The 20,256-nt window shown below is 66.0% G+C and carries 11 protein-coding genes; 5 read left to right on the plus strand and 6 right to left on the minus strand.

What is annotated here, in order from left to right; genetic code table 11:
- Positions 1–31 precede the first annotated feature (31 nt).
- Positions 32–3,289 (minus strand): sialidase family protein, encoded by a 3,258-nt coding sequence (locus B0E47_RS02180; protein ID WP_077512064.1) that lies wholly within the window; start codon positions 3,287–3,289, stop codon positions 32–34.
- A 188-nt stretch (positions 3,290–3,477) separates the two neighbouring features.
- On the opposite strand from B0E47_RS02180, the gene B0E47_RS02185 reads away from it, so the two are divergent.
- Complete coding sequence (locus tag B0E47_RS02185) at positions 3,478–4,641, plus strand: YXWGXW repeat-containing protein (RefSeq protein ID WP_077512066.1); 1,164 nt, start codon at positions 3,478–3,480, stop codon at positions 4,639–4,641.
- A gap of 59 nt (positions 4,642–4,700) precedes the next feature.
- Here the strand turns inward: B0E47_RS02185 and B0E47_RS02190 are convergent, their stop codons facing one another.
- The gene (locus tag B0E47_RS02190) at positions 4,701–5,639 is read right to left on the minus strand and encodes an SMP-30/gluconolactonase/LRE family protein (protein WP_217318883.1); all 939 of its coding nucleotides are present in this window, start codon (positions 5,637–5,639) and stop codon (positions 4,701–4,703) included.
- A 52-nt stretch (positions 5,640–5,691) separates the two neighbouring features.
- On the minus strand, positions 5,692–7,734 hold the full coding sequence (locus B0E47_RS02195) for a TonB-dependent receptor (RefSeq protein WP_139351303.1): 2,043 nt from the start codon (positions 7,732–7,734) through the stop codon (positions 5,692–5,694).
- Positions 7,735–8,104: 370 nt separating this feature from the next.
- Between B0E47_RS02195 and B0E47_RS02200 the strand changes: the two genes are divergently transcribed.
- Both B0E47_RS02200 and B0E47_RS02205 read left to right on the plus strand, forming a co-directional pair.
- Positions 8,105–8,854, plus strand: a complete 750-nt coding sequence (locus B0E47_RS02200) for a hypothetical protein (protein WP_139351304.1) — start codon at positions 8,105–8,107, stop codon at positions 8,852–8,854.
- A complete protein-coding gene (locus B0E47_RS02205) occupies positions 8,854–12,075 on the plus strand; it encodes a sialidase (protein WP_077512072.1) in 3,222 nt (1,073 codons plus the stop codon). Before B0E47_RS02200 ends, B0E47_RS02205 begins: the two co-directional genes overlap by 1 nt.
- Before the next feature lie 84 nt (positions 12,076–12,159).
- Here the strand turns inward: B0E47_RS02205 and B0E47_RS02210 are convergent, their stop codons facing one another.
- Entirely contained in the window at positions 12,160–12,564 is a 405-nt protein-coding gene (locus B0E47_RS02210; RefSeq protein WP_077512074.1) for a hypothetical protein, read from the minus strand.
- Positions 12,565–12,991: 427 nt separating this feature from the next.
- Here B0E47_RS02210 and B0E47_RS02215 point away from each other — a divergent pair, with 427 nt between their 5' ends.
- Positions 12,992–16,114 carry a hypothetical protein gene (locus B0E47_RS02215; protein WP_077512076.1) on the plus strand — a complete coding sequence of 1,041 codons (3,123 nt, stop codon included), beginning with the start codon at positions 12,992–12,994 and terminating at the stop codon, positions 16,112–16,114.
- 184 nt (positions 16,115–16,298) lie between these two features.
- Positions 16,299–17,312, plus strand: a complete 1,014-nt coding sequence (locus tag B0E47_RS02220; RefSeq protein ID WP_077512168.1) for a hypothetical protein — start codon at positions 16,299–16,301, stop codon at positions 17,310–17,312.
- Positions 17,313–17,508: 196 nt separating this feature from the next.
- On the opposite strand, the gene B0E47_RS02225 is transcribed toward B0E47_RS02220, so the two are convergent.
- Positions 17,509–18,894 (minus strand): transposase, encoded by a 1,386-nt coding sequence (locus B0E47_RS02225; RefSeq protein ID WP_077512078.1) that lies wholly within the window; start codon positions 18,892–18,894, stop codon positions 17,509–17,511.
- A gap of 232 nt (positions 18,895–19,126) precedes the next feature.
- Positions 19,127–20,236 (minus strand): hypothetical protein, encoded by a 1,110-nt coding sequence (locus B0E47_RS02230; RefSeq protein WP_077512080.1) that lies wholly within the window; start codon positions 20,234–20,236, stop codon positions 19,127–19,129.
- Positions 20,237–20,256: the final 20 nt, after the last annotated feature.

The raw sequence follows: 20,256 nt of genomic DNA on the forward strand, positions 1-20,256 counted from the left end.
CGCATCGAACGATGCGCGGTGCGACGGACACTCAGGGCATGTCTTCCGACTCTTCAGATGCCTCCTGGTGGATCTGATCCGGCTCCGGCACCTTCACTGCCGTCCGGCCCGCGCTGCGCAGGTTCTGGTTGAGCTTGGCGAGGTCGTTTTCGCGGATCTGCTGCCATTGCGCATTCGCCTTGCCATAGCGCGCCTCGCTCGCCGCGACCACCTGCCGCTGGCCATCGGTCGGCGCACGATCGGCGCCTTCCACATCGGTGGCGATATCGGTGAGGCCGTCGTTGATCGCGCGCAGATTCATGCTGTTCTCGCCGCTGCCGCTGACCAGTGGAGCGGTCTGCTTGAGCAACGCTTCGACCGATGCGCGCTGCGTGGCGTGTGCGGCATCGCCGGCCAGCTTGTCGTCGAGCGCGGTCAACTGCTTGCGCACGGCCTGCACTTGCCCGTAGTTCTGCCAGACCTGCAGCAACTGCTTGCCGATTTCCTGCGAGAACGCCAGACCGGCGCTCAGATCGGCCCGAGTAACCGCGGTCTCGCGCGGATCCATCACCACCTTCAGCGGTGCCTGGTACGACTTGCCGTCGACATGCAGCGTCAGTTGATAGGTGCCGGGCAAGGCCATCGGTCCCTCCGGCGTCACCGGCGTATCGGAATCCCAGCTGGTGGAAATGCTGTAGCCGTACTGGATCGCCTGCGGCCGTGCATAGCGCAGATCCCACACGAAACGATGCGCGCCGGCGGCCGCCGACAGCGGTGCGCCCGGGCGCAGCCAGCCCTTGGCGAAGTAGCGGTCGGCGTCGAGCTCGGCCGGCTTGTCGGCGCTGGAGAAACGACGCACCAGCGCGCCGGCGCTGTCGCGGATTTCCAGCGCCACCGGACCCCTCGCCGCATGCGCGAGGCGGTAGTCGATCACGGCGCCGGCCGGCGGGTTCTTGCCCAGCGGGGTTTCCGGTGGCAGCGGGGTGTCCTTGTTTTCGTTGGCGCGCACGCGCACGGTGGTTGCCGGCGTGTACAGGTGCGCCGGGGCGCGGGCGATCGCGGCGCTGGCCTGGCGCAGCGGCGTGACATCATCGAGCACCCAGATCGCGCGGCCCTGGGTCGCGGCGATCAGGTCGTTGTCGTGCACCAGCAGGTCGCGCACCCAGGCGGTGGGCAGGTTGCGCTGCAGCGACTGCCAATGGTCGCCATCGTCGAAGGAGACGAACACACCCTGATCAGTGCCGGCGTAGAGCAGGCCGGTGCGCACCGGGTCGGCGCGCAACACGGTGGTGAAACTGGTTTTCGGCAGGCCCGCGGAGATGTCGGTCCAACTGGCGCCGTCGTCATGCGTGCGCCACAGATGCGGGCTGAAGTCGTCCTGCCGATGGCCGTCAACCGCGGCATAGGCGGTGCCCGCCTGCGCGGCGGAGACATCGAGCGAGTCGATCCGGTCCCACGCGCGCAGACCTTTCGGGGTGACGTTGTGCCAGCTCTTGCCACCATCGGCTGTGCGCTGGATCAGGCCGTCGTCGGTGCCGATCCAGATCTCGTCGTTGCTGCGCGGCGACGGCGCGATGGAATAGATCACGCCGTAACCGCAGTCGCGCGCCTCGGCCGTCGTCGGGTTGCCATCGCAGTTCTTGGCACCGGCGCGCTTGCCATTCAATTCGGGGCTGATCACGTCCCAGTGCGCGCCCTGGTCGGTGCTGCGGAACAGCACCTGTGCGCCCATGTACAGCGGATACGGCGCCTTCGCGGCGAACGCGATCGGGGTGATCCAGGTGTAGTGGTATTTGAAATCGGTGGGGCGCTGGCCGTAGCTGTTGACCGGCCACGGCGTGACGTTCTGCACCACGCCGGTCTGGCGGTTCCAGCGCGACACGCGACCGCCGAGGCCGGAGCCGAACACCACGTTGGCATCGGCCGGATCGGGCAGGTCGTAATCGCGCTCGTCGCCGCCGACCGGACGCCAGTCGCGGAAGCTGATCGCGCCGTAGTCGCCGCGGCTGGCGATGCCGACGGTGCCGGAATCCTGCTGGCCGGAATAGACCCAGTACGGGAACCGGTTGTCGGCAGCGAGGTGGTAGAACTGACCGGTCGGCTGGTTGTACCAGCTGCTCCAGCTCTGGCCGCCGTTGACGGTGATCACCGCGCCCTGGTCGCTGGCGGTGATCATGCGTTGCGTATTGCGCGGATCGATCCACACGAAGTGGTAGTCGTCGCCGCCGGGCGCGCCCTTGAATACGTGCCAGCTCTTGCCACCATCGCTGGAGACGCGGATCGACTGACCCGCCGAATAGATGCGATCGGGATCGTTCGGGTCGACAGTGAGACGGCTGAAGTAGTCATTCTCCAGCCAGCCTTGCTGGCTCACCAGCTGCCACGTCGCGCCGCCGTCGTCGGAACGGTACAGACCGCCCTGGTCTTTCGACGCCGCGTGCGGAACGTTGCCGCTGTTCGGCGCGGCATTGATCACCGCATACACGCGCCCACCGCGACCGGTGGCGATGCCGATGCGACCGAGCGTGCCGGTCGGCCAGCCGTGACCACGGATGCGTTTCCAGGTCACACCACCGTCGCTGGAACGATACAGCCCGCTGCCCGGTCCCGCGTTCGGCTGGAAGTACGACAACCACGGATAGTTGCGCACCTGCCATGCCGCCGCGTAGACGATCGCGGGATTGGCCGGGTCGGCGGCGAGATCGACGATGCCGGTGTCGTCGTTTATGGTCAGCGTCTGCTGCCAGTGTTTGCCGCCGTCAGTCGAGCGGAACACGCCGCGCTCGTGGTTCGGTCCGAAGTAGTGACCGAGCGCACCGACCAGCAACGTATCCGGATGTTGCGGATCGACCAGAATCCGGCCGATATGGCGTGTCTCGTCAAGCCCCATGTGCTGCCAGGTTCGACCGCCATCGGTCGAGCGATACACGCCGTTGCCGGCGCCCACGTCATAGCGCGCGGCCACCTGTCCGCTGCCGACATAGATCACGTTCGGGTCCGACGGCGCCAGCGCCAGCGCGCCGATCGACGAGGCAGGTTGCTTGTCGAACAGCGCGTGCCAGGTGCGCCCGGCATCGTCGGTCTTCCACACACCGCCACCGGCGGTGCCTATGTAAAACGTGTCGGGTCTGGATGAGACGCCTGCGGCCATGGTTGCCCAGCCACCGCGGAACGGGCCGAGCTGACGCCATTCCAGCGCGCCGGTGACGCCCGCCGGCACCGGCGTTTCGGTGGCGGCGAGCTGGCTGCTGGCGCACAACAGCAACGCGCCGACAAGAATGGCCGGACGAAAGACATGACGAATCGACATGAAACCCCCGAGACAAGTACTCGCCGCACAAGGCATCGACGATACTCTGCCGTCGCTGGCCTCGCAGCAACGCAAGACTTTGCGCGGATCGCGGCGCTGAACCGCGCCCAACTTGCGTTCGGTGCGCGGTCGCCGCCAGGCAGGTTCGTGCGTTATCAAGGGCACACGACAACACCCAGGAGGTCGTCATGCAAACCCGGACCATCACGAGCAGATCTTCCTTGCGGCACAGCTGGCTGGTGCGGGCGGCAGGCGCCCTGCTTGCCATCGGTGCCATCGCCGCGCTGCCCACGCGCGCGCAGGCCGGCGTGTACGTCTCGGTCAACATCGCGCCACCGATCCTGCCGATATACGAGCAGCCGATCATTCCCGGCCCCGGCTACCTGTGGACCCCGGGCTATTGGGCCTGGGGCGGCGACGGCTATTACTGGGTACCCGGCACCTGGGTGCTGCCGCCTTACGTGGGCGCGCTGTGGACCCCCGGCTACTGGGGCTGGGGTGGCGGCGTCTACGTCTTCCATCGCGGCTACTGGGGCCGGCATGTCGGCTTCTACGGCGGCATCGACTACGGCTACGGCTATGGCGGCCGCGGTTACGAAGGCGGCTATTGGCGCGGTGGCGGCTTCTACTACAACCGCAGCGTGAACCATGTCGGCGGCAACATCCGCAACGTCTACAACCGGACCGTGGTTCGCAACACCACGATCATCAACAATCGACGCGCCAGCTTCAACGGCGGCCCGGGCGGGATCGCGGCACGCCCCACCTCGCAGGAGCGCGGCTGGGAACGCGATCAGCACCGCGGCCCGGTGGCGGCGCAACTGCAGCAGCGCAGCATGGCCAGCCGCACGCCGTCGATGCGCGCCGCCGTGAACCATGGCACACCACCGATTGGCGCCACGCCGCGGGCGGGTGCCTTCAATGGCCGTGGCATCCCCACCACGCATGGCGCACCACGCGGCGCGGCCATGCATGACGGCGACGCCATGCGCTCGGCAAGTTTTGCGCCGCATGCGAATCCGTCCGCGCGCTCGTCCGGCCCATCCCGCTACGGCGCGTCGACCTCGGAAGGCAGCTACGCAAGGCCGAACAACAACTACGCGAGGAATCGCGAATCCGGCGCAGAGCGCGGCACCGCGTACCAGCCACAGGATGCTCGCGCCATGCGCTACCAGCCACAGGTCTCCCGTGCCCCACGCTACCGGCCACAGGCCTCCCGCCCGGCACCCGACTACGCGCGTGGCGGCTATCGACCGGCGAACCCGCGTCCCGCCGCGGCGCACGCCGCCGCACCACGCGGACATGCCGCAGCGCCCGCGCGCGGTGATCACCGCGACGACCATCATCACTGATCCGGGCGACGCGTGAGCAAGACAGGGCCCGCCGCATGGCGGGCCTTGTCGCCACCGGATCAAGCCGGCGACGTCGGCAACTCGAACACGAGCAACGCCGGCTCGAGCATGCTGCCAAGGTATACCGAGCCCCGATGCTGGCAAACGCCGGTGACCATGCTGTAGCGGCCATCCTTCCAGCAGCAGTCATGCACGAGGCGGCCCGCGGAATCCAGCGCCAGCGCCCAGGCGATCTTTTCGGGCGCAGGTTGCAGCACCTCGGGCAGACGCGCGACTACCTTGCGCAACCACAACGGCAGCTTGTGGATCCTGTCCAGCAGCGCATTGCGCGACGAAGCGAGCGCCACCCAGAGCAGTCCATCCGCACTCATCGAGAGATTGTCCGGATACCCCGGCAGCTCGGCGAAGACTTCGTGCTGCCCGGCGCGCTCGCCTTTCAGCCAGTAACGCAGCAGTCGCGCCGCATTGGTCTCGGCGACGATGACGAACGACTCGTCGCGTGCCAGCGCCAGCCCGTTGCCGAACTGCAAGCCGTCGAGCAGCTTCTCCACGCGCCCATCGGGATGCCGATGCAGCAGCACGCCGGTGGGCAGGTGTTCGACAATGTCGAGTCGCCACTGCCGGAACGTGTAGCGCGCGCTCGAGGTGCTGACGAAAATGCTGCCGTCGCGCGCCGCCACGACATTGCTGCAGAACGGCAGCGGCCTGCCCTCGAAGCTGCTGATCAACGGCGTAACCGTGCCGTCGGCAGGATCGATCCGCACCACGCCACCGGGGCTGACGCAGGCCAGGATATTTCCATCGGGCAGGATCTCCAGCCCCAGCGGCCGGCCGTCCAGCCGGGCCAGCACCTGCACGTCGCCGCTGCGCGGATCGATACGAAGTACGCGGCCATCTTCCACGCCGGCGACCAGTCGGCCCCCGGCATCGACCACGACATCCTCGGGCCCGTTGCCGGGCAACGGGATCAGGCGAGTGCCGGGCAGCTCGGCGGACATGGGCGTTGGCTCCGTGATGACCCGCCCAGCATACGGCACCGCCATCGCCGGCCTACAACCCCAGCCGCACCCCCGCATACCACGACCGCCCCAGCGCCGGCTCCAGTCCGGTCTGCCACACGCGGTCGTAGTACTGGCGATCGGCGAGGTTGCTGACGCCGGCGAGCAGGGTGACGTGGCGGTTGAGCTGCCAGTCGCCGGCCAGATCCAGCACGGTATAAGCCGGGATGCGCGCCGGCAGGTAGCTGTTGCCGCTGCCCAGCGGCTGATCGGAGTCCTGCCAGAATTGCGCGGCAGAGGAGACCGCGGTGAGGCTCAGCTTGATGCGCCGCTCGACGCGCCAGTTCACGCCGGCCTTCAGCAGGTAACGCGGCGCGTACGCCGGAATCTTGCCGACCTGGCCGGGGATCACGCTGGCGGTGAAGCGCGCGTTGAGCAGGCTGGCGCTGACGAAAGCCTCCAGATGTTCGCCACGATCGGCCAAGGCGGTATTCGCCAGGAAATCGTAGTTGAGCTGGCCCTCGAAACCGCGGCTGCGGGTATCGCCGCTGTTCACCTCGATCACGTCGGTGGCGTTGATGTGCTGCGCCTCGATGCGGTTGCGGAAATCGATCCAGAACACGCTGACGTCGTAGTACAGGCCGGTTACCGGCACACCATGCACGCCCAGCTCGTACGACAGCGATTTCGACGGATCGGGCGCATGGCCGGGCACCACGTTGGCGAACGGCGAGGCCATGTCGAAGTAGCGCAGCGGGCGCCAGCCTTGAGATACGCTGAAGTAAGTCTCGTTGCCGTGGCCGAAGTCGTTGCCGACGCCGAGCCCGAACAGCGGCAGGCTGCGCGCATCCGCCTCGTGAATCAGCGGACGACTGAGGAAAGGCGGACGCACGCTTTCATCGACGGCCACCCGCTCATGCTCCAACCGCACCGAAGGCACGATGTGGAAGCGATGCGGCAGGCGGAACACGTTCTCGGCGAAGATCGCCGCGTAGTCCGACGTACGCGCCTGCACCAGCCGCGGCGTGCCGCTGCGGTCGTGGCGATCGACGTACAGGTCGCTGCTGCTCCACTGCCGGAACGGATCATCCCCGTGGAACAGCGTGGTGCCGATCGTGAACGCATTGCCCCGGCCCCACTTCTTGCGCAGGCGCAGGTCGGCGCCAGCGGTGCGGAACTGCTCGTCCTGCAAGGTGGTGCCGGTCGGTGGCGGTTGCGGCGCCAGCGCACCGTTCGCGCCGCGGCTGGCCAGATCCTGGTACGCAAACCACAGCTTGCCCTCGAACAGCCAGCCGTCGCCGAATGTGCGGCGGTGGCCGAGCACCAACTGGTCGCGCGTCACCCAGTCCCGGTTGTACGGCGTCGGCGTGGCACGCGGGTTGGCCTGCCATTGCGGATAGCCGAGTCGGCCCGCATCGCCGGAGGCCGCATTGATCGCGTGCAGGTCGATCCACCACAGCTGCCTGTCGTCCGGGCGGTAGTCGAGATACAGATCGGCCTGGCGCATCTGCGAGCCGGCGTTGGGCCGGCTGCCGTCGCTGCGGACATAGGCGGCGTCGGCGCGATACGTCCAGCGCCCGCTGCTGCCCTCGACCGCGTCGTAGGTCGAGTACAGGCCGTGGTTGCCGACCACCTGCTCGCTGCTCGCGGAGAACGGCGCGCCCGGCTTGGGGCGACGCGAAACCAGGTTGATCACCGGCGCAGGCTCTGGCCCGTACAACAGACTGGAACCGCCACGAATGAGCTCGACCTCGGACAAGCTCTGCGTCAGCGGCATCGCATACAGCGTGGGGAAACCGATCCAGTCGCTTTCCAGCGGAATGCCGTCCTGCATCACCAGCACGTATTCCGATTCCTGCGGATTGCCCAGGCCGCGATAGCTCAGGTTGAACTGGGTCGGCGTGGGCTGCTGCGACACCTGCACGCCGGGCGAGCGCGCCAGCAACTGGTCGAGGTTGTTGCCGATCACGGTCGGCTGGTCGGCCAGGTGGGTCACCGTGGTCTTCCTGGTCACGGTGATCTTGGTGCCATCGACCTCGGGCAGCATGTGTTCGAGCTTGGCCTTGAGCGTCTCGCGCCAGGCTTCTGAATTCACGTCGACCGGCGCCAGGTTGGTCGCCTTCCTGGGCGTCGCCCGAGGGGCATCCGTCGCGGACTGCTGCGCCCGCGCCGCGAACGCAGCGAGTGAGAGGACGACGGCAAGTGGCAACAAGGCATGGCGCGGAATCGGCACGGTTCATCTCGGGGAAAATCCAGCCGCACGTTATCACCCGCTTCGCGATCTGGCGCCATAGGCCAGAGGTTTACCCGCTGCCCCATCGCGGAGCGCCGCTTGCGGGCGTAAGCTTTCGGCTTGTCGCATGTCTCCGACGTTGCGCGAGAGAGGCATGCACCGTGCTGGCCGCCACCATGTTGCCAGTCGCTGCCCGCGCCTTGCGGGCGCCACCAGAGGGAGGTCTGGTTCCATGCGTATGCCCTTGCTGTGCTGTGCACTCCTGCTACTCGCCACGTCCGCGCGGGCGACGACGGCGGACGAACTGGTCGCGAAGAATCTCGCCGCCCGCGGCGGTCTCGACAAGATCCACGCGATCACCACGCTGAAGCTCGAAGGCAAGCTGCGTATCGGCGGCCAGTTCGACCTGGCGTTCACCTCCTACCAGAAGACGCCGGACTCGACCCGCATCGAAGCCACGATCCAGGGCCTGACCCAGATCCAGGCCTGGGACGGCAAGGATGCCTGGCAGATCTCGCCGTTCCAGGGCCGCCGCGATCCGGAACGCATGTCCGGCGACGACGCCAAGGGCCTGGCCGACGACGCCTCGATCGGCGGTCCGCTGGTTGATTGGAAGGCCAGGGGCAGCACGCTGGCCTACCTGGGCACCGAGGACATCGACGGCACCCCGGCACACAAGCTCAAGCTCACGCTGAAGAACGGCGACGTCGAATACGTCTATCTCGACCCGGATCATTTCCTGACCATCCGCACGGTCAGTCAGATGACGGTGCGCGGCACGTTGGTGAAATCGACAACCGACTATGGCGATTACGAACGGATCAACGGCGTGTACTTCCCGTTCTCCTCCACCACCAGCTCCGACGGCGGCGGCGACGGCGGTGGCAGCCAGCAGCTCTCCGTGCTGAAGGCCAGCGCGAACGTGCCGATGGCCGACAGCCTGTTCGCGTTCCCGGCAGGCGCCGGCAAAGGAGCGAAGTGATGAAACACCTCGTGCAGAAGCAACTCGTCATTTCGGCGCTCGCCGTGACCTTGTCACTGATCAGCGTTGTCGCCATCGCCGCATCCGCCAGCAGCGCAGGCATGGCCCGTTTCGACGCTGGCGCGATCTCCGGCCTCGGCGCGCGCAACATCGGTTCGGCCGCCATGAGCGGGCGCATTGCCGCGCTCGCCGCCGCGCCCGAGAAGGACGGCAAGCTGCTGATCTACGTCGGCGCCGCCAGCGGCGGCGTGTGGAAATCCGACGACGGCGGCACCACTTACACGCCGGTGTTCGACAAGCAGCCGGTACAGTCGATCGGCGACATCGAGATCGACCCGCAGCACCACGACACCGTCTGGGTCGGTACCGGCGAGTCGTGGACGCGCAACTCGGTGTCGATCGGCGATGGCATCTACAAGTCCACCGACGGCGGCGAAACGTGGACGAACATGGGGCTGAAGGGCTCCGAGCGGATCTCGAAGATCATCATCGATCCGCAGGACAGCAACACCGTCTACGCCTGCGCCCCGGGCAAGCTGTGGAGCGACTCGGCCGACCGCGGCCTGTACAAGACCCGCGACGGCGGCAAGTCGTGGACGCTGGTGCTGAAAGGCCGCAACCTGTCCACCGGCTGTTCCTCGCTGGCGATGGATCCGAAGAACCCGAATGTGCTGTTCGCCGGCATGTGGGATTTCCGCCGCAAGGGCTGGACGTTCCGCTCCGGCGGCGAATCGCCCACCGCGCCGTCGGCCAGCGGCCTGTTCCGTTCCGACGATGGCGGCAAGTCGTGGACCGAAATCACCAGTGCGGCCAACAAGGGTTTCCCGGTGAAGCCGTATGGCCGCATCGCGGTGGCGGTGGCGCCGTCCAATCCATCGATCGTCTACAGCCTGGTCGAGTCGCCGCATTCGGCGCTGTACCGCTCCGACGACGGCGGCAAGACCTGGCAGCAGCGCGACAAGAGCCAGTTGATGGTGTGGCGACCGTTCTACTTCGCCAACCTGATCGTCGACCCGCACAACCCGGAGCGCCTGTTCAAGCCCGACCTCAACCTGATCCAGAGCGTGGACGGCGGCAAGAGTTTCGCCAACGTCGGCGGCGGCGCCCATGGCGATTCGCACGTGGTGTGGATCGATCCGCGCGATACCCAGAACGTCATCGTCGGCGACGACGGCGGCCTGTGGTATTCGAAGGATGGCGGCAACAAGTGGTGGAAGGCGGACAACCTGCCGGTGTCGCAGTTCTACCACGTGAGCGTGGACAACGCCGATCCGTACCGGGTCTACGGCGGCCTGCAGGACAACGCCTGCTGGGTCGGCGATTCGGCCTTCCCCGGCGGCATCGCCAATTCGCAGTGGGCGAATTACTGCGGCGGCGACGGCTTCTGGATGTTCGACGATCCGGCCGACCCTAACTACATCTACATGGAAACCCAGGGCGGCACGGTGACCCGGGTGAATCGCCACACGCACGAGGCGCGCGACATCCAGCCCAAGCCGAACTACAACGAAAAGCTGCGCTGGAACTGGAACACGCCGATCGCGCTGAGCCCGAACGAGAAGGGCACGATCTACATGGGCGCGCAGTTCCTGTTCCGCTCGCGCGATCACGGCCAGAGCTGGGATCGCATCTCGCCCGACCTCACCACCAACGATCCGGCCAAGCAGCAGCAGGAGAAATCCGGCGGCGTCACCGTGGACAACTCGTATGCCGAGACCTACACCACGATCTACTCGATCAGCGAATCGCCGAAGCAGGCCGGCCTGATCTGGGTCGGCACCGACGACGGCAACCTGCAGCTGACCCGCGACGACGGCAAGCACTGGAGCAACGTGGTCGGCAACATCCACGGCCTGCCCAGGGGCGAGTGGGTGTCGTGGGTGCAGGCCAGCAGCTTCGATCCCGGCACCGCCTACGTCGCGTTCGACCGGCACAGCTTCGGCGACATGGCGCCGTACATCTACCAGACCCGCGACTACGGCAAATCGTGGACCGCGCTGGTGACGCCAACGCAGGCCAAGGGCCTGCGCGGCTACGTGCACGTGATCAAGCAGGATCCGGTGAAACCGAACCTGCTGTATGCCGGCACCGAATTCGGCCTGTGGATCTCGATCGACGACGGCGGCCACTGGGCACAGTTCAAGGGTGGCCGCTTCCCCGCGGTGGCGGTGCGCGACATCGCGTTCCAGAATCGCGATGCCGCGCTGGTGCTTGCCACCCACGGCCGCGGCATCTGGATCGTCGACGACATCACGCCGCTGCGCGCGCTCGATGCGACGGTGCTGGACAGCGAGGCAAGCTTCCTCCCTTCGCAACCCGTGCAGCAGCGCATCCAGGGCTACGGCGGCTGGCCCGGCGGCGATGCCGCCTTCGTCGGACCCAACCCCACCGACGGTGCGGTGATCACCTATTACCAGCGCAGTCGCCACCTGTTCGGCAAGTTGAAGATCGATGTGCTCGACAGCAGGGGTGATCTGGTGGACAGCCTGCCCGCCAGCGTGCGCCGCGGCATCAATCGGGTGACCTGGTCGATGCGCACCAGGCCGCCGCGGGTGCCGCCGGCGGCGCAGATCGCCGGCAACTCGATCATCGGTCCGCGCGTGGTGCCGGGCGTCTACACGGTGCGCATGACCAAGGGCAAGGATGTGTTCGAAACGAAGCTGACGGTGGTGCTGGACCGGCGCGACACGTTCAGCCTCGCCGATCGCCAGGCCCAGTTCGACGCGGCCACGCGGGTCAAGACGCTGTTCGGCAACATGAGCGACCTGGTCGCGCGCATCAACGCCGTGCGCAGCGCCGCCGACGCCGAAGCGGCCAGCCTGCCCGCGCAGGACGCCAGCCGCAAGCAGCTGGCCAGCCTCAGCGAACAGGCCAACGCGATCCGCCAGAAGATCGTGGCCACCACCGAGGGCGGCGCGATCACCGGCGAGGAACGCCTGCGCGAACACGCCGACGAACTGTACGGCGCGATCATGTCGTGGGATGGCCGACCCGCCGATTACCAGCTGGCCTACATCGACACGCTCAACCGCGAACTCGGCGACGTGCAGAAAGCCTTCACTGCGTTCCAGGACGGGCCACTGGCCAGGACCAATGCCGAGCTGAAGTCACACCAGCTCAAGGAAATCAGCGTGCCGGCCACGGTACCCGAACAGGACGGCGACTCGGGCGGCGGCAAGGAAGGCCTCGAAGCCCTGCTGCGCGGCCTCGACCGCGACTGAACGCGGCGCACCAAGACCGCGCCCGGATCGACCAGCGGTCAAGACCACGGGTTGGGGCATCTGCCCCTGCCCGTGGTCCTGCAATCAATGGCGCTGCAGCAGCTTGAAGACCTGCTGCGCGTCGGCGTGGGCACGCTCGAGCGTCGTCGCATGCGCGCCCTGTTCGGCCTGCTTCAGCGCCAACAGCAAATTGGATTCGACAGCGGGCTCATCCTTCGCATCGACGATGGCTCCCGCACCCATGCCATGACAGGGATTGGCCGCCTTCGCATCGAAGTCCTTGCCAGCCGGACCCTCCAGACAGTTGATGACATGGTGCAAGTGCAGGTGCACCGCCTCCAGCTCGGTGGCATCAAGCGCCATGTCGGCGTGAATACCCGCCACGCTGACCTGGTTGGATACCGCGCTGCTTGGCATCGCGGCGTGCGCCAGCGCGGGCAGCGCGAGCGCCGGAAGCAGCAGCAGGCAGCGGGAAACAGGTTTGATCACGTCACACCTCCGAACAGGAGCGGCATGCGCCGCAGTCCGTGCAGCATAGGACGGCAGCGCGTGGAGCAAAAGACGGAACCGACGCATCGTCGTGCGCGAGCAGCAGGCACCGGCGCAACCGCGTCGGAGTAATAACGTGCACCGCCTGCCACTCGACCTGGACGGTCCGGACAGCGAGCACGCGAAGCTCGACGTGGCAGGCGAATCGGACCGGATGACGTTGCGGTTTGTGAAACCTTGAGCAGCACCGGTGAACGCAAGGACACCTGCTGCCCGTGGCAGCTCTCAATGTGTTGCATCCACCGCTTGAATCCGCCGTCGAAAGCAGCCTTCCCCGATCGGCCCCATGACTTCCGACCCATAAGCGGGACCCATGGAACGGGCCTACACTGAACGTCTTGTCCAGATCCACACCAGGAAGCTTTCCATGCGCCTGCGTCGCTGCCTTGCCGTCTTCGCCCTCGGCCTCGCCACCACCCTCGCCGCCCATGCCACGGTCGATCCCTCGCTATACCAGGGCCTGAGCTGGCGACTGGTCGGGCCGTTCCGCGGGGGTCGGGTGCTGACGGTGGCAGGGATACCCGGCGACAGCCGGCATTTCTATTTCGGCGCGGTGGATGGTGGCGTGTGGGCCACCGCGGATGCGGGGCGCACCTGGCAGCCGATCTTCGACAGCGAGCCGGTCGGCTCGATCGGTGCGCTGGCGCTGGCGCCATCCGACCCGAAGACGATCTACGTGGGCAGCGGCGAGGCGGACATGCGCTCGGACATCGCCCACGGCAACGGCATGTACAAGACCGTCGACGCCGGCAAGCGCTGGTCGCACATCGGACTGGACGACAGTTACCAGATCAGCAGCGTGCTGGTCGATCCGCGCAATCCGAACGTGGTGTTCGTCGCGGCGCTGGGGCATGCCTACGGGCCGAATGCCGAGCGCGGCGTGTTCCGTTCCACCGATGGCGGCGCGCACTGGAGCAAGGCGCTGTTCAAGGACGACAACACCGGCGCGATCGACCTCGCGTTCAAGCCCGGCGACCCGGACACCATCTACGCGGCGCTGTGGCAGACCCGCCGGCCGCCGTGGAGCGTGTACCCGCCCTCGAACGGGCCGGGCAGCGGCCTGTATGTATCGCATGATGGCGGCACGCATTGGAGCCAGGTGCAGGGCAACGGCTTTCCCGCGCACCCCGGTCGCATCGGCATCGCGGTGGCACCGAGCCAGCCGGGCCGCGTGTATGCGCTGGTCGATGCCACCGGTGGCGAAGGTGGCCTGTACCGTTCCGACGACAGCGGTGCGCACTGGAACCACATCACCGCGGACCAGCGCATCTGGAATCGCGGCTGGTATTTCTGCCGGCTCACGGTGGATCCGAAGAACGCCGACCGCGTCTACGTGATGGATACCATCGTGTTGCGCTCGGACGATGGCGGCAAGCACTTCATCGCGCTGAAGGGCGACCCTACCGGCGACGATTTCCACCAGCTGTGGATCGACCCGACCAACCCGGACCGGCAGATCCTCGGTATCGACCAGGGCGCCGTGATCACCTTGAACGGCGGCAAGACCTGGTCCAGCTGGCTGAACCAGCCGACCGCGCAGATCTATCACGTCAGTACCGACAACCAGTTTCCGTACTGGGTCTACGGCGCACAGCAGGATTCCGGTGCGGTGGCGCTGCCCAGCCGTGGCCACAGTGGCGACGGCATCACCATGGAGCAGTTCCACGAGGTCACCGCCGGCGGCGAGAGCGGGATGATCGCGCCCGATCCGGACGACCACGACATCGTCTATGGCGACAAGGTCGACAAGCTCGACATGCACACCAACCAGACCCGCAGCGTCGACCCCACCCTGGCCTACCCGGCCGCGCATTACCGCAGCGCCTGGACGCTGCCGCTGACCTTCTCCAAACGCGGCACCAAGACGCTGTACTTCGCCAACCAGCGCCTGTTCCGCACCACCGACGGCGGTGACCACTGGGCGCCGATCAGCCCCGACCTCACGCGCGAGGATGCCGGCACGCCGGCCAATCTCGATCCGACCACGGCGGCCGACGACAACCATGTCAGCAAGCGGCGCGGCGTGATCTATTCCATCGCACCGTCACCATCGAGTGCCAGCGCACTGTGGGTCGGCACCGACGACGGCCTGGTCTGGCGCACCGATGACAGCGGCGCACACTGGCGCCAGGTCACCCCGAAGGCGCTGACGCCGTGGTCGAAGATCGCCGGGATCGAGCTGTCGCCGTTCGATGTCAACGTGGCGTACCTCGCAGTCGATCGCCATCGGCTCGACGACGACACGCCGTACATCTATCGCACCAGCGATGGCGGTGGCAGCTGGCAGCGCATCGACAGCGGCATTCCGCGCGACAGTTTCGTCAACGTGGTGCGCGCCGATCCGCAGCGCAAGGGCCTGCTCTACGCCGGCACCGAGCGCGGTATGTATGTGTCGTTCGACGACGGCGCGCAATGGCAGTCGCTGCAACAGAACCTGCCGATGACCTCGGTGCGCGACATCGCCCTGCACGGCGACGACGTGGTGCTTGCCACCCACGGCCGCGGCTTCTGGATCATGGACAACGCCAGCGCGCTGCGCCAGGTGGCGGACGTGCACGCCGATGCCACCGTGCTGTTCAAGCCGGCACCGGCGTTCCGCGCGCGCCCGGCCGGCTTCACCGGCACGCCGCTGCCCAAGGACGAGCCGATGGCGGCCAATCCCCCGGATGGCGCCTATATCGACTATGCCTTGCCGAACTCGGTGCGTGGGCCGGTGACGCTGGACGTGCTCGATGCGCAAGGCCAGCTCGTGCGCAGCTACAGCAGCAACGACAAGCCGCCGATGCTGGACCCGGCCAAACTGGCCTATGCACCCGAGTGGGTGCCACGGCCGATCCGGCTGGTCACGACGCCCGGCATGCATCGCTTCGTGTGGGATCTGCATTACACCGCGCCGGCTGGCATCGAATCGGAGCGGGGTCCGGCTGAAGGCGTGTGGGCGCCACCAGGGGCGTACGACGTGGTGCTGCACGTGGACGGCAAGAGTTACAGGCAGCCGCTGCAGCTGTTGCCCGACCCGCGGGTGAAGGTATCGGTCGCCGCGATGCAGCGCGAGTTCGCACTGGCACGCCAGGTCGAGGGCGCCCAGGTGCGCGCCGCCGCCGCGAGTGCCAAGGCGGCCAAACTGCTGAAGGCGCTGGATGCCCGGTTGCCACAGTCCGGCAACCCGCTGCATGCGCAGATCGAGGCGCTCATCACCAGCACGCAGGATCTGTCCGGCGTGATGTTGCACCCGGATCCGCGCAACGGCATGGGCAGCCCGCCGCAGAACACGGGCAGCCTGCGCGCGCTGTCGATGAACCTGGCCAAGCTTGAGCAGGCCGTCGATGGGGCCGATGCCGACCCCAGTGCGGATACGCAATCCGCATGGACCCTGCTTTCGCAAACGCTGGATAGCACGCTCGCCAGCTGGAACCAGTTGCAGCAGGCCGGTCTTGGCAGCCTCAACGACGCACTCAAGGCAAACGGCAAGAAGCCCATCTTGCTTTGATCCCGACATGCCCTGCGGCGCCACGGCCCGCAGGGCGCCGGATTCATCCGGGCATGCGATCCGGCGCACGCTTTCTCCACTGCATGTCTGGCGATCTCCCGCACGCATCTCGCTTTGGGCGGTCGAATTCAGGCATGCTGTCACACACAACTTGGTACACCAGCAGCGCGCACAGGGGGGCCTGATGATCGAGCTGGAAATCCAGGCCCTGTCGGAACGACGGGAGGGCCTGCTGATCGAAGTCGGCCGCATCGCGGTCGCGAACGGTTTCACCCTGCAGCGGCAACGCCTGGTCCAGGATCCGCACGGCATCCTGCTCACCATCGTGGTGCGCGGGCCGCCGCGCAAGAAGCGCGCGTTGGAAGCTGCCCTGCAAGCCTACGACCGCATCATCAGCTTCGAGATGGAACCCTTTGTCGAGGGCGAACAGCGACCGCATTTCGCCGCCTCGCGCGCCGCGCTCGATTATGTGCCGCCGCCCGTGCCGGAGCCTGAACCCGCCGCCGAGACCGCGGCGGTCGACAAGCTCAAACCCGCGGCGACGCCGGCTGTAGCAACCGTCGCCTTCGACGAGATCGAACCCGCCCGGCTCACCGCGGCACCGTCGCCGCCTCCTGCCACGATGTCGATCCCCGAGCCTGCGAACAGGCAGCAAGCGGAGCCGGAATTCGAATTCATCCTGCCCGAACCGACACGCGCACCCGCCGCGCCACCGCCCGTGGTGGAGGCGCCGTTTGTCGAGCTGATCCCGCTGGAACCCGACCAGGCCGCCGTCAACAAGGTGCTGTCGAAACTGCCCACCGAATACCCGCAGATCATGCCGCGCCTGCTGACCCTCGACCGCTCGGTACCTGAAGCGGCACGCGAATCGTCGTTGCGCCTGGCCGGCCAGCGTATCGGGCGCTGGGTCTTCGAGCGCGACCACGCACAAGCCGGCAGGCTGGACTTGAATGAAGCGATCGAGCAGATCGGCACGCCTGCACTCAGTGCCCTGGTCGAGATCGAGCAGGAAGGCGGTCAGCTGCATATCCGCAACAGCCCGCTGTGCGCCGAAGCCGGTCATTCCGGTTGCACCTTCTTCAGCGGCTTCCTGGAAGGCCTGCTCGGGCCTGTTCTCACTTCCAGCGAGCTGTCGATCTTTGCGGTGTGCTGCCGCAGTTATGGGGCGGATGATTGCGTGTTGGCGCTGTCGGATTGAGCGTGAGTGCGGCGGTTTCGGCCGCTGCCCGTTTCGAAGCAGGAGCGCTCAAAAATGAGCTAAAACGACATTTTGGAACGACCGCCTTCGGCCGATTCTGTTGAAAAACTCGCTTTTTGCACGGCGGATGCTTGGCCGGCGGCGTGATCGTCAATCCATCGGCGAAGAAAATCGGAGGGTCGAGCGCCCTTGAGCGCTATGCGGGGAGGCCTTTTGCTGCTTCTTGCACGGTTGGCATCAACCGCTTGGCCATTCGCCGCAGATTCTGGGCAATGGCTGCCATCAGAAACTCATCGTGCGCCCCATGCAGACCTCGCAGGCGCAATCGATCCAGCCGCAAGATGCGTTTGAGGTGAGCAAACAACATCTCGACCTTCTTGCGTTCGCAGCGTGACCGAAGATATTGCGGCGTCGTGGCAATCTTGCGTGCGACCTCGCGTGCATGTTCATGAATGCTGCGCGCGATCTTGCGCATCGGGGTGTTCGGACAGCATTGCTCTTTCAGGGAGCAGTCTCGGCAGTCATGCTCGCTGGCGCGATAGATGATCGTGTCGGCCTTGGTCACCCCGGAACGCGGCACTTTGAAGGCGCGCCAGTTCGAGCGCAGCTCTTTGCCGCCAGGACAGCCATAGGCGTTGTCCTGCTCGTTCCATGCAAACTCACTTCGCGAAAACGTGCCATCGGATCGCTCTGATTTATCCCATACCGGCACGTGCGGTTCGATCCCTTGCTGTTCGACCAGCCACTCCATCATGGGAGCTGAGCCATAGGCCGTATCGCCAATCAGGCGCTCGGGCTTCATACCCATGCGCGCTTCAGTCCGCTCCAGCATCGTGCGCGTGGCATTCACTTCCGCCGTGCGATGCGCGGGGCTCGCTTCCACATCGACGATCACGCCGGCCTTGGTATCGATCAGGTAATTGGTGGAGTAGGCGAAAAATGCCGGACCGCCTGGCGCGGCGGTCCACTGCGAGGCCGGATCGGTCAGCGACACATTCTTGGGCGGGGTGCGTTCCTCCTCCGCCGCGTCCAACGCTTCGAGGTACTCGCGCACGGGTCGGGTGAGCGGTGCTGTCTTGTCCCAGTGCGCCTCCGCGCCTGGCACGCCACGCTGACCGCTGGCGTCGGCCCTGATCACGCTCGCGTCCGTTGCGAATCCTTCGCCGCCGACCAGTCCCTCGCTCAGACAGCGTGCCAGCACCTGTTCGAATACGAACCGCAGCGTGTCGTTGTCGCGAAACTGGCCGTGCCGGTTCTTCGAAAACGTCGAGTGATCCGGGATCGAATCTTCCAGGCCCAGCCGGCAAAACCAACGATACGCAAGGTTGAGGTGCACTTCTTCGCACAACCGACGTTCCGAGCGAATCCCGAAGCAGTAGCCCACGATCAGCATGCGGATCAGCAACACCGGGTCAATCGAAGGACGGCCAGTGTGGCTGTAGTGCGCGGACAAATGCGCATGCAGCTCGCTCAGATCGAGAAACTGATCGATGCCACGAAGCAGATGATTGGCGGGAACGTGATCGTCAAGATTGAAGGCGTAGAACAAGGGGGATTGTGCAGCCTGCTGACGTCCCATCATCGCGAAAATCTCGCTCGGTCGATGGGTGATCAGTCAACCACTTCCATCACGCCGCGACAAGGGTGTTTTTCAACAGAATCGGCCATTTCCGGTCGTTCGCTTCGCTCAACTTGAAGGCAATTAGCTGCCGTTCGGATGAAAATCGGCGCCGAGGTTTCCCTTCGGCCAAGCCACCGCCTATGTAGGATGCATGCGCATCGAAATGCCGCACTTGGCGGTACCTGCAATTGGATCAATGTCCTCCGGTTACCCTCTCGCGCACCAGAGTCTTGAACGCTGCAGAGATCTGCTCGTCGGTGAAATTGCAGTGTCCATTGCCGACCGGCGCGAGCACGGTGAGCATTTTGCCGTTTCCCGCCACACGAACCTGGTCAGGATAGATCGGATGAAATCGCGAGGGGATGGTTTGATCGAAGACGTTCCACTGCATCACCAGCGGCACGTCGATACGGCCGGTCAATGTGACGTTGCGGCGGGCATAGGCCATGGCAGAGGGCGCGCCGGCATAGCGATGCACCTTGCGGTTGAAGGCAGCATCGTCGCCAAACCCGTGATAAACGGTCTTGCGGTTGTCAACCGGCATGCCGCCAGCACGCTGCTCGAATTCACGCAGCGCCATGTAATAGAGCATCAGTGAGCCGGCCGGCGCTTCTGGTGAGCCCTGCATACGCTTTTCCAGCAAGGCGGCCTGCTTCGGGTGCGCTTGCAGCGCCTTATTGAAGACAGCTGGAGATATGAACCGTGGCGAGTCGGGAGCGGCCAGATCGGGCAGGATGCCTGGAATTAGTGCGTCGAAGGCTACCAGCGGTGTGACCACGGCGCGCGATATGAATTCGGGTGTCGAGACGGTCACACCGCACATGACGAGCGCGCCAGCGTAGACATGCGGGTAGCGCTCGATGCTTGCCGCAGTCTCCAAGCCGCCCAGCGAGAACCCGTAAATGTAGGTTTGGGTCGGACGGGCGAAAGTGCGAATGAAGTATTGGCGCAGACGTTCGTTGTCGACGATAGCATCGCCTACGGCCCAACCTTGCGAGGCGTATTGGCTCTGCGCGACGGCGTAACCGAGCTTGAGAAAGTCGGGCGTCGCGTCAGCTGCCGTCATTGGCGTTTTGATCGGCGCGCCCACAGGCTGGTAGCCGTGCATCAGCATGATCAGGTCGCCGTTCCAGTCTGCCGGGATATCGATACGGTAGAGAGCTCCCTGTAGCATGCCGGCGTGAGTGCCCGGCTTCAGATTAGCGGCGTGCGCGGACAGAGAGCCGATGCCGATCCAAACTGCCAACACAAGCCAAATAGTGATCGGTCGAAAGGTAGCGTAGCGTGGTGCTGTACGTTTCATGTCACCACTCTTGATGGGGA

Source organism: Rhodanobacter sp. B05 (assembly GCF_002001085.1).
In the GTDB taxonomy this organism is placed as follows: Bacteria; Pseudomonadota; Gammaproteobacteria; order Xanthomonadales; family Rhodanobacteraceae; genus Rhodanobacter.